Source organism: Pseudomonas sp. AD21, from assembly GCF_002878485.1.
GTDB lineage: Bacteria > Pseudomonadota > Gammaproteobacteria > Pseudomonadales > Pseudomonadaceae > Aquipseudomonas.
This window is the reverse complement of the sequence record NZ_NQYG01000047.1, coordinates 28983-43901: the sequence shown is the minus strand read 5'-3', so window position 1 is coordinate 43901 and position 14919 is coordinate 28983. Positions and strand designations below refer to the sequence as shown.

The 14919-nt window shown below is 61.2% G+C and carries 11 protein-coding genes; 3 read left to right on the top strand and 8 right to left on the bottom strand.

The features are described from left to right. Window positions 1-3385: DUF6531 domain-containing protein (locus PseAD21_RS22235; protein WP_102357852.1), on the bottom strand; the 3385-nt coding region annotated here is incomplete at its 3' end. Window positions 3386-3634: 249 nt separating this feature from the next. Between PseAD21_RS22235 and PseAD21_RS22230 the strand changes: the two genes are divergently transcribed. Further along, window positions 3635-4330 (top strand): HAD-IA family hydrolase, encoded by a 696-nt coding sequence (locus tag PseAD21_RS22230; protein WP_102357850.1) that lies wholly within the window; start codon window positions 3635-3637, stop codon window positions 4328-4330. Window positions 4331-4409: 79 nt separating this feature from the next. On the opposite strand, the gene PseAD21_RS22225 is transcribed toward PseAD21_RS22230, so the two are convergent. After that, complete coding sequence (locus PseAD21_RS22225; RefSeq protein WP_102357849.1) at window positions 4410-5156, bottom strand: 3-oxoacyl-ACP reductase family protein; 747 nt, start codon at window positions 5154-5156, stop codon at window positions 4410-4412. Between the two features lie 126 nt (window positions 5157-5282). Here PseAD21_RS22225 and PseAD21_RS22220 point away from each other — a divergent pair, with 126 nt between their 5' ends. After that, window positions 5283-6209, top strand: coding sequence for a LysR family transcriptional regulator (locus PseAD21_RS22220; protein ID WP_102357847.1), 927 nt, complete (start codon window positions 5283-5285; stop codon window positions 6207-6209). A gap of 107 nt (window positions 6210-6316) precedes the next feature. Here PseAD21_RS22220 and PseAD21_RS22215 read toward each other — a convergent pair whose 3' ends face one another. From PseAD21_RS22215 to PseAD21_RS22200, 3 genes are all read right to left on the bottom strand, one after another. Next, a complete protein-coding gene (locus PseAD21_RS22215) occupies window positions 6317-7045 on the bottom strand; it encodes an aspartate/glutamate racemase family protein (protein ID WP_102357846.1) in 729 nt (242 codons plus the stop codon). Between the two features lie 54 nt (window positions 7046-7099). Beyond that, window positions 7100-8638 (bottom strand): NCS1 family nucleobase:cation symporter-1, encoded by a 1539-nt coding sequence (locus PseAD21_RS22210; RefSeq protein ID WP_102357844.1) that lies wholly within the window; start codon window positions 8636-8638, stop codon window positions 7100-7102. A 580-nt stretch (window positions 8639-9218) separates the two neighbouring features. Next, complete coding sequence (locus PseAD21_RS22200) at window positions 9219-9953, bottom strand: phosphoadenylyl-sulfate reductase (RefSeq protein WP_075949106.1); 735 nt, start codon at window positions 9951-9953, stop codon at window positions 9219-9221. 162 nt (window positions 9954-10115) lie between these two features. Here PseAD21_RS22200 and thrH point away from each other — a divergent pair, with 162 nt between their 5' ends. Continuing rightward, window positions 10116-10733 carry a bifunctional phosphoserine phosphatase/homoserine phosphotransferase ThrH gene (gene thrH / locus PseAD21_RS22195; protein ID WP_102357843.1) on the top strand — a complete coding sequence of 206 codons (618 nt, stop codon included), beginning with the start codon at window positions 10116-10118 and terminating at the stop codon, window positions 10731-10733. 100 nt (window positions 10734-10833) lie between these two features. Here thrH and pabB read toward each other — a convergent pair whose 3' ends face one another. From pabB to PseAD21_RS22180, 3 genes are all read right to left on the bottom strand, one after another. Continuing rightward, window positions 10834-12177, bottom strand: a complete 1344-nt coding sequence (gene pabB / locus PseAD21_RS22190; RefSeq protein WP_102357841.1) for an aminodeoxychorismate synthase component I — start codon at window positions 12175-12177, stop codon at window positions 10834-10836. Between the two features lie 215 nt (window positions 12178-12392). Beyond that, entirely contained in the window at window positions 12393-13379 is a 987-nt protein-coding gene (locus PseAD21_RS22185) for an alpha-L-glutamate ligase-like protein (protein WP_102357840.1), read from the bottom strand. Beyond that, complete coding sequence (locus PseAD21_RS22180; RefSeq protein ID WP_102357838.1) at window positions 13379-14914, bottom strand: inactive transglutaminase family protein; 1536 nt, start codon at window positions 14912-14914, stop codon at window positions 13379-13381. Before PseAD21_RS22180 ends, PseAD21_RS22185 begins: the two co-directional genes overlap by 1 nt. Window positions 14915-14919 lie beyond the last annotated feature (5 nt).

Sequence of the window (14919 nt, the reverse complement as noted above, 5' to 3'; positions counted from 1 at the left end):
GTTCACGACCGGACTGATAGACGTGGCTGGTCAGCCGTGCACCGTTGAGGTCGATGGCCGTCAGCGCGCCACCCTTGGCGTAGTGGTGGTCGAGTTTGCTGTTGTCCGGCAGGCGCTGGTGTTTGAGCTGCCCGCAGGCGTCATACGCATAACGCAAGGTGCCCCAGCCCTGATGCTCGGTGATCAGCCGGTCCTGGCGGTCGTATTCAAAGGCCAGTGGGTGTTGCTGGCCGTCATCGACCCCGGTTAACCGGCCCAGGCGGTCGTAGGTGTAAGCCACCTGAACCCCGTCCGGCAGGGTCTTGAGCAGCAGACGCCCGGCCGTATCGCGCGCGTAAGCGGTGACCAGCGTCGAGCCGTCATCACCGAATTCGGTCTTTTCCAGCAGATGCCCGTTGCGGTCATAGGCATACGCGGTGCGCCGCCCGTCGAAGCCGGTTTCCTGTCGGATCAGTCCGGTCGGTGTGTAGTCCAGTCGGTACTTTTCGCCGGATTCGTTCTCGATTTCCGTCAGCAGCAGTTGCGCATGGTCGTAGCGGTACTGCACCCGCGTGCCGTCGGGGTTGATTCGGCGCGAGACCAGATGCAGGTCGTCGTCATATTCGTAGCGGGTGATGCGCCCGAGTTCGTCGCGTTCGGCAGTGACCTGGCCGTAAGCACCGTAGCTGTAGGCGCGGGTGGCGCCGGTAGGCACCGTGGTCTGCACCCGTCGGCCCACCGCGTCCCACTGCTGGCGCGTAATCGCGCCGTGTTCGTCGCAAGACGTCGTCCGCCGCCCCAGCGCATCGTAGGAAAAACGCCGCACGCCGCCGTCGGGCAGGGTTTCCTCGATCAGTTGGCCGAGGTCATTCCACGCCAACTGATGCCGACTGCTGTCCGGGTAACGGATCGACAGCAACTGCCCGCGCGTGTCGTAGTAGTAATAGGTGACCAGGCCGTCGGGATCGACCGCTTCGGTGACATCCCCTTCAGCGTTGCGCCGCCAGGTCCACACTGCCTCGCCGCGGGAACGGCGGTGCAGGAAACCGTTGCGGTACTCGTAGGACGTCGGCTCGTCTTGCGGCGGAAGCAGCGCCACCAAGCGTCCGACTTCGTCGTAGCGGTACTCGGTGACCGCGCCCAGCGGATCCTGCTCGGCGATCAAGCGACCCGCCGCGTCATAGACCTTGAGGTGCTCACCACCATCGGCCTCGACCTTGCGCACCAGCCGTGCACGGTCGTCGTGGACGTAGGTCTCTTCGCTGCCATCGACGTAATGCACGGCGACGCTGCCGTCATCCGCCCAGACGTAACGCGTGTCCATCTGCGAAAACGACGCCCAGTGCCGCACACAGCGCGCGGCTTTGCCAGAGCGCTCCCACTCCCAGAAGAAACTCGCGCCGCCGGTCAGTTGCCGCTGCAGGATGACGTGGGCGTCGTCGTAGTCGTAACGCTCGCTGTCACCGACAGCGTTGGTCGCCTCCAGCAGGCGCTGACGGGCGTCGTAGCGGTAGCTGGCGAGGGGCTGTTCGGTGTGCCAGCCAGTCCCGTCAGAAGCGAAGGACTGATAGTCGACGGCAATCAGATGCGCCCGCTCATAACGCAACAGCAGCGACCGCCCCGCGCCATTGTCGAGGCGAACCACCCGCTCCTGATGATCACGAGAAACCCGCAGGCGATTGCCATACGCATCACTGATCGCCGTCAGCCGCCCGGCGCGAAAGTGATAAAACCGCGCCACGTCCCCGGCCAGCGCAACAATCAGTTCCTCCGGCTCATCCCCCAGAAAAATCGCCGCCCGCGACAGGCTGTTGTGAATCGCCGGCCGCTCGACACTGGGCAACGGAAATCGCGTGCGACGGTTTTCGTGATCGACCCAGACCACCGCATCGCCATCGAACGCCAACCGATGCGCCAACGAGTGGCTCCAGCCAAAGCCCAGCCCGACATCAATCTCGACGGCACTGGTGCGATACAACCGGGTGAACTCGAATGGCAACACCCCATCGAGCGAACCATCGCTCAGGGTCAACAGTTCTTCGCCGGTGACCATCGACACCGGGCAGCCGTTGGTGCAGGTAAACGGCACACAATCGGCGCTGTCGCCGTTGGGGTTTTTCGCTTGATTCGAAGCGTCGTCGCGAGGCTCGTGCCGCTCCATCCGGGTTGTGTTTCGCGACTTGTCCCGCGCCATGGGCGCGGGGTTCGACACGGTCAACACCACCGAGTCAGCCTGACGAATGTTCAGCGGGATCGCCGGCGTCGGCTTGATCGGCACGTCGCGCGCATTGATCATCAACGGCTTCAACGTGGCCGCGTGTTGGTTCAGATCGGCAGTGGAGGGCAGTTCGGCCAGGCGCAGCGCCGACGCTGCCAGCCATTGCCGCGCCCGTGGCGATTTGATCTTGCTCAGCACTTTGCTGCTCAATTTCAGCGGTACGCCAACGCCGCCAGAGATCCGCATCAACAGAAAGCTGATCAACAACTCGACCCGGACTTCGGCCACCACTTGCGCCAGATACTGCGGCGGCAGCATCTTCAGCCAACTGGTAAACGCTGCCAGATGGATAAACAGCAACGGCTCGTCACTGAGGATCAGCAGGCCACTGGCGATGGCTTCACTGGAGGCATTGAGCAGCGCCTCCAGTTCGACCTCGGTCAGGTACTGCAGCAGTTTTTCACTGTTGGCCTGCAGGTCGGCGAGCAGGGCGAACAGCTGTTTAACGTCGTCCCAGATGTCGTGCAGGGCTTTCTCGAACCCGCGCCAGTCAGCCTGTTGCAACTGGCGGTAACGATCGCCGAAACCGGCGCCGGAAAACTCCGTCCACAGCGGCTGAAAACCGGCCCACTCGTCGCGAAGCCAACCCTCCAGCCCATCCAGAATCCCTTCGTAAGAGGCGTACAGCGCTTGGATTTGGTCGGTGGAAACATCAGGAAAGAAGGTGATGCGATAACGCTGGCCCCGGTCGCAGTCGCTGACTTCCAGAATGCCGCTCGGGCCGATGGTATGGCGCAGCGGGGCACCGAAGCTCAAGACCCCGTCGATGTCGCTGATCACCGGTTCGAGCATCACCGGGGTATTGCCGATCGGTACGAAGCGCGCCGCCTCGAACAGATGCACCAAGGTCAACGGGCCGCTCGCCGGGCACATGACCACCGACGTCTGGATGGGCTGGCGGGATTTGACGGAGGCGCTGAGGTGCAGGTCGTTGCCGACCTTGAACACCTGCTCGACATCCAGCGCCGTCCCCGTCCAGAACTGCTCGGCCCAGGCCTCGTAGTGGTTCAGGCTCAGGCGGAACTCGCGGATCAGCGTTTCGAAGTCCGGGTGTTCCGGGTGCAGGGCGGCAACCACCAGCAGGCCGATGCTGTTGTTCAGGGCCAGAAGCCGATCGGTTTGGAGCATTCGCAGGCACTCGCGCACGTGAAGAAAGAGGTGCGCGGACTTTGCGGAGGATCAAACAGGAAAGAAGTCGGGCAAGTAGGTATTGGCTGTAGGACATTTCGCTAAATATCAGCGAGTCATTCAACGGCCCGCCAACATTGCCCGTTGCTGAATGTCCGCTGGCCTCGCTATGCTGCTGAACCCATTAATCAGATCCGAGCAGCGGCGCCGACTGTGCCGCCTGGGATGTTTTTGATAACGGATCCGATGATGAATGCACCGATGAAGGCGTTTGGCCCGATCAAGGCCGTGATTTTCGACATGGACGGTTTGTTGCTGGACACCGAAGGCATTTACACCGAGGTCACGTCGCTCATTGCCGAGCGTTACGGGCGGACCTTTGATTGGAGCGTTAAACAGAACATCATCGGTCGTGGCGCCAATGACCTGGCGAACTATGTGGTGCAGGCGCTGGATCTGCCGATCAGCGCCGAAGAGTTCCTGGTGATCCGTGAGCCGCTGATGCGTGAGCGCTTCCCCAAGGCGCAGGCGATGCCGGGCGCGGAGGAGCTGATTCGCCACCTCAAGGCGCACAACATTCCGATCGCCGTGGGCACCAGTTCATCGCGGCAGTCGTTCGGCCAGAAAACCACGTTGCACCGCGACTGGTTTGCCCTGTTCGATTTCATCGTCACGGCGGACGATCCGGAAGTCGGCGCAGCCAAACCGGCGCCGGACATCTTCCTCACCGCCGCCCGGCGTCTGGGCGTCGCGCCTGAAGATTGTCTGGTGTTCGAGGATTCGCCATTTGGCGTCACCGCAGCGAAAGCGGCGGGGGTGACCGCCATCGCGATTCCCGACGCGGCTATGGCCGATGAAAAATACGCTCACGCCGACGGGATTCTGCGCACGCTCAAAGCGTTCACCCCGAGTGCCTGCGGTTTGCCGGCGCTGGACTGGGCTTGACTGCACAATAAGCCCCCCAAAAAAACGCCGTCCTCTGAATAGAGGCGCGGCGTTTCTTTGTACCCGGGATTCAGCGCAATCAGGCGCCAAAACCACCGTCGATGGTCAGGCTGGCACCGGTGATGTAACCGGCCTCAGGGCCTACCAGATAGGCGACGAAACTGGCGATTTCATCGGCAGTGCCGTAACGACCGACGGCCATCATCGGGATCAGGCTTTCGGCAAAATCACCATGGGCCGGGTTCATGTCGGTGTCGACCGGGCCGGGCTGCACGTTGTTGATGGTGATGCCGCGCGGGCCGAGATCGCGGGCCAGGCCTTTGGTCAGGCCGACCAGCGCCGATTTGCTCATCGCATACACGCCGCCACCGCCGAAGGGCATGCGATCGGCATTGGTGCTGCCGATGTTGACGATGCGCGAGCCTTCGCCCATGTGCTTGGCGGCTTCCTGAGAAGCAATGAACACGCTGCGCACGTTGATCGCCAGGGTCTGGTCGAAGTCTTCCAGTTTGAAATCTTCCAGTGGCGCGATGGCCAGTACGCCGGCGTTGTTTACCAGGATATCCAGGCGTCCAAAGGCTTCGACGGTGGCGCTGACCGCGTTGCGGATGGCCGTGGCATCGGCGCTGTCAGCCTTGATCGCAAGGGCTTTGCCACCCTTGGCGGTGATGCTGTTCTGCAGTTCTTCGGCCTTGGCGGTGGAGCTGACGTAGGTGAACGCGACAGCGGCGCCTTCGGCTGCCAGACGTTTGACGATGGCGGCGCCGATGCCGCGGGAACCGCCTTGAATCAGAGCAACTTTACCGCTGAGGTGTTGAGTGGTCATGTTCGATCTCCAGAGAATTCAAGGCGGGGTGCCTTGTTGTTGGAGCCGAGTATCGGCCTCGCATCGACAACCGTGTAGACCATGATTGCTATAGTCTGTATAAACCAGAAGTTTATAGTGGCGATCATGGAAACCTTCAGTAGCATCGAATGCTTTGTGCGCAGCGCCGAAGTCGGCAGTTTCGCCGAGGCCGCCCGGCGCTTGAGCCTGACTCCGGCAGCTGTCGGCAAGAGTGTGGCGAAGCTCGAGGTGCGCCTCGGTGTAAGGCTGTTCCAGCGTAGTACACGCAGTCTGACCCTGACCGAGGCCGGTCAGTTGTTCTTGAGTCAGGTCAGCGCCAGCCTGACGACTATCCAGAATGCCGTGGCCAATCTGGCCAGTGTCGAAGGGCTTCCGGCGGGATCGCTGAAAGTCAGCATGGGCACGGCTTTTGGCTGCCTGCATATCGTGCCGATGCTCGGCGAGTTTCTACGGCGATATCCCGCAATCAGCCCGGATTGGCACTTCGATAACCGCCAGGTCGATCTGATCGGGCAGGGGTTCGACGCGGCCATCGGCGGCGGTTTCGAGTTACCCCAAGGTGTCGTCGCACGCAGGCTGAGTCCGGCGCATCGGGTGTTGGTGGCGTCCACGGATTATCTGCAGGCCAATCCGGCCATTACTGAACCGGACGAACTCAAGTATTACGACGGTATTCTGATCCGCTCGCCGCAAACCGGGCGCGTGCGTTCCTGGCAGTTGACCGGCCGTGATCCACAGATCTGTCGCCCATTGACGCTCAAGGCGCGCATGACCATGAGCGACTCCGAAGCCGCTTGTATCGCGGCGTGCCAAGGCCTGGGCATTGCCCTGGTGAGCATGCCGTTTGCCTCAGGGTATCTGGAGTCGGGTCGGCTGCAGCGGGTGCTCCCGGACTGGTACATCGACGACGGCTACACCTCGATCTACTACGCCGAGCACAAGTTGCTGCCGGGCAAGACCCGGGCGTTTGTCGATTTTGTGATTGAGCAGTTTGCCGAGCGCGGGTTGGCGCAGCGGTTCAGTGCTGTCTGAGTTCGGCTTTTAACCGAGTTGCGGCCATCGCGAGCAGGCTCACTCCTACAGGGGAACGCATTCCAAATTGTAGGTGTGAGCCTGCTCGCGATGGCCGATAACGCGGTCTACCGGGCAAACCGCTGCGCCCAGCCAATGATCTGTTTCGGTCGTGGCGTCGCATAAGTCCGCACCTTGGACGTCGACAACCGCAATCGCACCAGCGATTCGGCGATGGTCACCGCCGCCGTCACGCCATCCACCACCGGTACCCCGGTGCGGCGACGAATCTGCTCATCCAGCCCGGCCATGCCGCCGCAACCGAGACAAATCACTTCGGCCTTGTCCTGGGTCACCGCCAGTTCCGCCTGCTGCACGATGGCTTCCAGCGCCCGTTGCGGCTCGTGTTCCAGCTCTAGCACCGCCAGACCGCTGGCCCGCACCGAGGCGCAGCGATCCCACAGACCCGAGAGTTTCAAGCGGTCCTCGATCAGCGGCACGGTGCGGTCCAGCGTGGTCACCACCGAATAGGCGTGGCCGAGAAACATCGCGGTGCTGGCGGCGGCGTCGGTGATGTCCACCACCGGCACGTTGAGCAGCTCCTGCAAGCCTTCGCGGCCGTGCTCGCCGTAGCCGGCCTGAATCACCGCGTCGAACGGTTGATCGTAAGACATCACCCGGTCCATCACGGCGATGGCCGCCAGGTAACTTTCGAAATTGCCTTCTACCGAGTCGGCGCCGAAGAACGGCGTCAGGCCGACGATTTCCGTACCGGGGGCTGCGACCGCCTGCGCCGAACGGGCGATGGCCTGGGTGATGGATTCGGTGGTGTTGACGTTGACCACGAGAATTCGCATGAGAAGTCCTTATTGCGGGCAGTTCAGCGACCCGAAGCCCGGGCCGCGAGGAAGTTAATGGCTGACGTTGTCGACGGCGATGGATTCGCCACTGACGTCGGCGTAGTGCGGCTGACGCTTGGCGATGATCAGGTAGAGCAGCGCGGCAATGCCGGCGCCCACCAGCCAGGAGAACGGCGAGATGCTGTGGAAGCCCGGCACCAACGCCAGGACGATGGCGATCAAAGCAGCAGGAATAAACGCTGCCACGGCGCGGAAATTCACCCCACGGCTGTAGTAATAAGCGCCGTTGGGATCTTCGCTGTAGAGCTGCGGGACGTGGATCCGGCCTTTGCGGATCAGCCAGTAGTCGACCATGATCACCCCGTACAACGGGCCGAGCAGGGCGCCCAGGCCAGACAGGAAGTACACGATCACCAGCGGGCTGTTGTAGAGGTTCCACGGCAGGATCAGTACGGCGATGGTCGCGCTGATCAGCCCGGCGCGACGGAAGGTCAGGTACTTCGGCGCCAGGTTGCTGAGCACGAACGCCGGGGCGACGAAGTTGGCCATGATGTTCACCGCCACGGTGACGATCAGGAACGCCAGGCAACCGAGCACCAGGAAGAAGGTGTTGGGGATCGAGGCGATGATTTCGGTCGGGCTTTCGATGATCCGCCCGTTGATCTGAAATTGCGCGCCGCAGAGCAGGACGGTGATGGTAGCGAACACCAGAATGTTCACCGGCAAGCCCCAGAAATTACCGATCTTGATGGTCTTGCGGCATGGCGAAGAGCGGGCGAAGTCGCAGAAATTCAGAATCAACGTGCCGTAGATCGCCAGCCACAGAGCGCCGCCGGCAAAGATATTGCGCCACATTTCGCCACCGGTCAGCGGTTCGCGGATCGACCAGGCGATGGTCGCATTGGCCTGGGTGTACATCCACGCGGCGAGGGCGGCGACGGTCAGCAGAATCACTGGCCCGGCAAAGGCTTCGTAACGGCGGACCGTCTCCATGCCGTAGGCGAGAATCGCCAGTTGCACGAACCAGATCGCCACGAAACACACCCAGCCCAGCGTTGACAGGCCGAGGATCGAATTGTGGTCGTACTCGGCGAAGCCGGGGTGAATCGCCGTCAACAGCACGCGAAACACCACTGACGCCAGGTACGTCTGAATCCCGAACCAGGCGATGGCGATCACCGCGCGGATCAATGCCGGAATCTGCGCGCCGTGAATGCCGAAACTGATCCGGCTGATGACCGGGAACGGCACCCCGGTTTTCTGTCCCATGTAGCCGGACAGGTTCATGAAGAAGTACACCAGCGCCGCGCCGATCCCCAGCGACAGCAGAATCTGCCAGCCCCCCAGGCCCAACGCATACAGACCGATGGCGAACGAGTAGTTGGCGATGTTGTGCACATCATTGGTCCACAGGGCAAAAATACTGTATTTGCCCCAGCGCCGACCTTCGGCGCGGGTCGGTGCCAGATCGCTGTTGTGCAGGCGGGGACTGAGTTGTAGCGGTTCGGCCAGGCCATCGTCGGGCAATGGCTGGTCGAGGGCAGAGGCGGGCAGATTCAGCGCGATGGTGTTGGAGAGACTTGTACGCATTCCGGCAGGCTCCTGATGTGCGGGGCCGCGATGACTGTGCATGAGCCCAGGGCTCGACAAATCTTCGTCGCGGCCAGCAAACATCACTGGTTACGGGGCATCTGCAGCCTGTACGGGATAGGGCGCTTCAGGCTTGCGGATCGAAAGTGTGGGTTTATGTTTTGTAGTTTTGTATACAAAACATGTATGCACTAAAGCCAGATCTGTGCCAGTTGAATATCCATGCGCAGTCGCCCTCATTTCGAAAAGTTATCGATGGGCGCTAAGTGCTTGAAAGTAAGTGGCTATAAATTGACCGATTGAACAGGTATTTATTTTTTGCGGCGGATTTTGGGGAGTGGTGAAACGGAGGGGCGTTCAGAAGGGATGTAACTTTTCAGGGCGCGAAAACAAAAAAGTGCACACATAAATGGCACCGATGGTGACATTCGTGTGTACACATTTTTTCATGGCACCACAAAGCAAATGTGGGAGTGGGCTTGCTCGCGAATGCGGTCTGTCAGTCACTGGATTTGTTGACTGAAACGACGCTTTCGCGAGCAAGCCCGCTCCCACAGGGGGACATCATTGGGGCGGAGATTTACGCCTTGCTGATGATATTCCCCGCATGCAGTCCGCACTCTTTCTGCGTCGCTTCTTCCCACCACCAGCGGCCTTCGCGCTCGTGCTGGTTCGGCAGGACCGGACGGGTGCAGGGTTCGCAGCCGATGCTGATGAAGCCGCGTTCATGCAGGCTGTTGTACGGCAGTTCGAGCATGCGGATGTAGCCCCAGATCTCTTCGCTGGTCATCTGCGCCAGCGGGTTGAACTTGTACAGGGTGCGTTCCGGGGTGGAGAACGCGGTGTCGATTTCCATCACCGCCACGGCGCTGCGGGTGCCCGGGCTCTGGTCGCGGCGCTGGCCGGTGGCCCAGGCTTTGACGCCGGACAGTTTGCGGCGCAGCGGCTCGATCTTGCGGATGCCGCAGCATTCGCCATGGCCGTCCTTGTAGAAGCTGAACAGGCCTTTTTCCTTCACGAACGGTTCCAGCTTCGTGTAGTCCGGCGACACCAGTTCGATATCGATCTTGTAGTGCTCGCGCACCTGATCGATGAAACGATAGGTCTCCGGGTGCAGCCGGCCGGTGTCGAGGCTGAACACCTTGACGTTCTTGTTCAGCTTCCAGGCCATGTCCACCAGTACCACATCCTCGGCGCCACTGAAAGATATCCACAGCTCATCACCGAACTCGGCAAACGCGAGTTTCAGGATGTCCTGGGCGGATTTGTTGGCATAGGTCGTGGCGAGTTCCACGACATCGAACGTTGGGCTCATCAGGGCGGCTTCCTACAGGTCGGTGGCGCTGGGCGCTCTATATGGCGGCGATGTTAACAAAAAGCGGCGGGTTACGGGGTGCCCGCTGCATTGCGCAGTGGCGGGTGAGTCGCTAGAGTTCGGGCTGGCTGGACCCAATAATCAATACCAATGGAGTGTCTTGTGGAAATTGCTTGCCTGGATCTTGAAGGGGTACTGGTACCGGAAATCTGGATCGCCTTTGCCGAAAAAACCGGAATCGAATCCCTCAAGGCCACCACCCGGGACATTCCCGATTACGACGTGCTGATGAAGCAGCGCCTGCGCATCCTCGACGAGCACGGGCTGAAGCTCTCGGATATTCAGGAAGTGATTGCCACCCTAAAGCCGCTGGACGGTGCAGTGGAGTTCGTCGACTGGCTGCGTGAGCGCTTCCAGGTGGTGATTCTCTCGGACACTTTCTACGAGTTCTCTCAGCCGCTGATGCGGCAACTGGGCTTCCCGACTTTGCTTTGCCATCGTCTGATCACTGACGACAGTGGCCGGGTGACCAGCTATCAATTGCGCCAGAAAGATCCCAAGCGTCAGTCGGTGCTGTCGTTCAAGAGCCTGTACTACCGGGTGATTGCGGCGGGGGATTCGTATAACGACACGAGCATGCTGGGCGAGGCGGATGCAGGGATTCTGTTCCATGCGCCGGACAATGTGATTCGCGAGTTCCCGCAGTTCCCGGCGGTGCATACGTTTGCCGAGTTGAAGCAGGAATTTCTCAAGGCCTCGAACCGGGATTTGAGTCTTTAGTCGTCTGGTCTGACGCCTTCGCGAGCAAGCCCGCTCCCATCCTGGAATGCATTCCAAATGTGGGAGCGGGCTTGCTCCGGGCGGCGTTCCGACGAAGCTTTTAAAGGTTTTGCAGGGTGTCGAGTAGAACCTTCACTTTAGTAATCGACTCCTGATACTCCGCCTGCCAGTCCGAATCAGCCACGATCCCGCCACCGCCCCAGCAACACACCTGCCCGTCCTTGACCAGCAGACTGCGAATGGCGATGGAGCTGTCCATCTCGCCGCGCACGTCCAGGTACAGCAACGAGCCGCAATACAAACCGCGTCGCGTTGGCTCCAGTTCGTCGATGATCTGCATCGCACGAATCTTCGGTGCGCCGGTGATCGAGCCGCCAGGGAAGCTGCCGGCGATCAGGTCGAGGGCATCGCGGTCATCCGCCAGTTCACCGGTCACGCTGCTGACCAGGTGATGCACGTTGGGATAAGTTTCCAGACTGAACAACTCCGGCACCCGCACCGAGCCGATGCGGCAGGTGCGGCCGAGGTCGTTGCGCAGCAGATCGACGATCATCAGGTTTTCTGCGCGATCCTTGGGGCTGGCCAGCAGTTCGACGGCGTTGGCGGCGTCTTCGGCGGGCGTCAGGCCGCGGGGGCGGGTGCCCTTGATCGGGCGGGTTTCCACCTGGCGCTGGCTGACTTTGACGAAACGCTCCGGTGACAGACTCAACACCGCGCCACCGTCGGGCAGGCTCTGGAAGCCGGAAAACGGTGTCGGGCAGGCCTCGCGCAACGCGCAATAAGCCAGCCACGGATCGCCCTGACACGGTGCGCGGAAACGCTGGGCGAAGTTGACCTGATAGCAGTCGCCGGCCTGGATGTATTGATGAATGCGTTCCAGCGCCTGGCGATAGTCATCGGCTGAAAGGTCGGCGGTCATCGGCGTGTTCAGCTTGAACGGCGTCAGCGTTGCTGAGGTCGGTTGGCTGAACAGCGCGATCAGCCGTTGTCGCTCGCTGTCGGCCAGCGACGGGTGAAACACCAATTGGCTGGTGGCGGTCTGATGATCGCTGATCAGCGCCCAGTCGTAGAGGCCGAACCGTGCGTCGGGCAGTTGCAGATCATCCCGGGCCTGGCTCGGCAGGTTTTCCAGATGTCGGCCAAAGTCGTAGCTCAGATAGCCGATCAGACCGCCGGCGAAGGGCAGGTCATATGCTGCAGGCAACTGCGCTTCGCCCAGACGGGTCAGGTTATTGCGCAGGCGTTGCAGGAAAACGCTGCCGCTTTCCTCAGGCAACACCGCCAGCTGTTCCAGTGGCCAGGCACTGAGCAGGTCGTAACGGCCACGGTCGGCACTCGGCCGGCCGCTGTCGAGCAGCACGGCGCCGGGCGCATGGCGGATGGCCGCGAAGTAGTCGGCGGGGTTGGCGTGGTAGGGCAGCGGGTGTACGGAACAGGTCAACATGGGCGGGGCAGATCGGCCATTGAGGCGGGGTGGGGATTGTAGTCCTCTGCGGGAATTGCTCCTAGAGGGGATGTCGGCGATTGGCAGGTTAGGGGCAGGGTTGAGTCTTGTGGTGGCGGGAAGTCGGTTATCGCGAGCAGGCTCACTCCTACGGGGGAACGCATTCCACATTGTAGGAGTGAGCCTGCTCGCGAAGGGCGCGACGCGGTTCCGGATCAGCCCTCGACGGCAGGAATATGCCCAAACATTTCCTGGGTAAACGCCACCCGTTCCTCAACCGACTCCGTCACCCCACGCGCCTTCAGCTCCTCCAGATGCGCTTCGACCGCGTGCGTACGCTGGGTCAGCCCGCAATCGTTGGCAATCTGGATATTCAGCCCCGGCCGCGCATTCAGCTCGAGAATCAGCGGGCCTTTCTCCTGGTCCAGCACCATGTCCACACCGATGTAACCCAGCCCGCACAGCTCATAGCAGCCGGCGGCGAGTTTCATGAAACCGTCCCAGTAGGGCAGTTGCACGCCATCCACCGCGTTGGTGGTGTCGGGGTGTTTGTTGATGATGTTGTTCAGCCAGGTGCCGCGCAGGGTCAGGCCGGTGGCCAGGTCGACACCGACGCCGATGGCGCCCTGGTGCAGGTTGGCCTTGCCGCCGGACTGGCGGGTCGGCAGGCGCAGCATGGCCATCACCGGGTAACCCATCAGCACGATGATGCGGATGTCCGGCACGCCTTCGTAGCTGATGCTCTTGAAGATCTGGTCCGGAGTCACCCGGTATTCGATCAGTGCGCGGTCGCGGTGACCGCCCAGCGAATACAGACCGGTGAGGATACTGGAGATGTGGTGCTCCAGCTCCTCGTGGGCGAGGATCTTGCCCGACACCGTGCGATAGCGGCCCTCGAAGCGGTCGGCGATGACGATGATGCCGTCACCGCCGGCGCCCTGGGCCGGTTTGATCACGAAGTCGTTGCGCCCGCCGATGATTTCGTCGAGCTTGTCGATTTCCTTCTCGGTGGAAATCACGCCATACAGCTCCGGCACGTGAATGCCGGCCTCGATGGCGCGTTCCTTGGTGATGATCTTGTCATCGACGATCGGGTACAGGCTGCGCTTGTTGTACTTGAGCACGTAGTCGGCGTTACGCCGATTGATGCCCATGATGCCCTGCGCCTCCAGGGCCTTCCAGGTCTTCCAGAAACCGAACATCAGGCGTCAGCCTTCTTCAGGAAAGCCTTGAAACGCACCAGTTCGGTCAGGCGGTAGCCGCGATAACGCCCCATCGCCAGCATGAAACCCACCAGAATCAGCAGGATCGCCGGGAAGGTGAACACGAAGTAAACCAACTCCGGCACGGTCATGATCAGGTGCGCCAGGGAAGCGGCGAATAGCGTGCCGATCGCCACTTTCAGCGCATGGCTGGCACCGCGTTCTTCCCAGGTGATCGACAGGCGTTCGATGGTCATGGTCAGAATCACCATCGGGAACAGCGCCACCGACAAGCCGCGCTCCAGGCCGAGCTTGTGACTGAACAGGCTGATGGCCGCAATCAGCACCACCACGAAGGTCAGCACCACCGACAGGCGCGGCAGCATCTGCAGTTTCAGGTGTTCCAGATACGAGCGTAATGAAAGGCCCAGCGCGGTGATCACGGTAAACAGCAGGATGCCGAAGCCCAGCTGCGTTTCGCGGAAGGCCAGGGCGATCAGTACCGGGGTGAACGTGCCGAGGGTCTGCAGGCCGATCAGGTTGCGCAGGATCAGGATCACCAGCACGCCGATCGGGATCATCACCATGATCATGAACGTCTGTTGGGTCTGCAGTGGCAGGCCGTACAGCGAGTATTCGAGGAAGTTGGCGTCGGTGTTTTCGTCGGTCAGCTTGGCCAGACGAATCGCGTTCATCTCGCTGTTGTTCAGGCTGAAGGTCACGTTGGCTTTCTTCGCGCCGTCGACGGTGATCAGGTTTTCATCACCGGTCCACCACAGCAGGCGGTCGGTCGGCAGGCCTTGTTCGCCGGTTTCCGGGTTGAAGTACAGCCAGTCGTTGCCATTGAAGCTGCGCAGCCACAGTTCCGGGGTTTGCGGCTGATCGGCGACGAGGCGGATGGTGTGAACCTTTTCCACCGGTACGTGGGCGATCGACAGCAGCAGTTCGACGATCTTCGCCTTGTGCGGCGTCGACGGGTCGCCGGCCAGCAGCAGTTTGACGTTGTCATCGTTGGCGTTGTTGACGCGTTTGATCGCTTCGCCGATGAAAGTCTCGACGTCGGCCGAGTGCTGACGGATCGGTGCGAGCAGGGCTTCGGCGGCGATTTTTTCCGGGCCTTCGATGGCGATGCTGTCGCGGAAAGTCGGGCCTTTGATCTTGGTTTTTTCCGCGGTGTAACGCTTGGTCAGCACCAGGCGGTAATAAAGGGTCTGGTTGCCCTTGGCCCGGCGTGCCGACCAGGTGACCTTGCGGTTGCCGTCGACACGGTTGACCGCCACCCCGTAGTTATTGGAGATGAAGCTCTCATTGAGGCTGACGTAATCGCGGCTCAGGGGCGGCACGAACATCTGGATCTTCACCGGATCCTTGGTGCTGGCGACGAACTCGACCTTGGCGTCGATATTCCACAGGTCGTCGGTGGCGTCTTCGGTCACCGGGATGCCGAGCACGAAAATCTGATAGGCCGTAACCGAAACGCCCAGGAGCACCAGAATGGTGATCAGGATTTTCAGGTGGAGGGTTAGAGAACGCATGGAAA

What these genes read in the sequence shown, in the direction of transcription:
- PseAD21_RS22230 (WP_102357850.1), top strand. Translation starts at nt 3,635, where the DNA reads ATGAATGCACCGATGAAGGCGTTTGGCCCGATCAAGGCCGTGATTTTC.
- PseAD21_RS22225 (WP_102357849.1), bottom strand. Translation starts at nt 5,156, where the DNA reads ATGACCACTCAACACCTCAGCGGTAAAGTTGCTCTGATTCAAGGCGGT.
- PseAD21_RS22220 (WP_102357847.1), top strand. Translation starts at nt 5,283, where the DNA reads ATGGAAACCTTCAGTAGCATCGAATGCTTTGTGCGCAGCGCCGAAGTC.
- PseAD21_RS22215 (WP_102357846.1), bottom strand. Translation starts at nt 7,045, where the DNA reads ATGCGAATTCTCGTGGTCAACGTCAACACCACCGAATCCATCACCCAG.
- PseAD21_RS22210 (WP_102357844.1), bottom strand. Translation starts at nt 8,638, where the DNA reads ATGCGTACAAGTCTCTCCAACACCATCGCGCTGAATCTGCCCGCCTCT.
- PseAD21_RS22200 (WP_075949106.1), bottom strand. Translation starts at nt 9,953, where the DNA reads ATGAGCCCAACGTTCGATGTCGTGGAACTCGCCACGACCTATGCCAAC.
- pabB (WP_102357841.1), bottom strand. Translation starts at nt 12,177, where the DNA reads ATGTTGACCTGTTCCGTACACCCGCTGCCCTACCACGCCAACCCCGCC.
- PseAD21_RS22185 (WP_102357840.1), bottom strand. Translation starts at nt 13,379, where the DNA reads ATGTTCGGTTTCTGGAAGACCTGGAAGGCCCTGGAGGCGCAGGGCATC.
- PseAD21_RS22180 (WP_102357838.1), bottom strand. Translation starts at nt 14,914, where the DNA reads ATGCGTTCTCTAACCCTCCACCTGAAAATCCTGATCACCATTCTGGTG.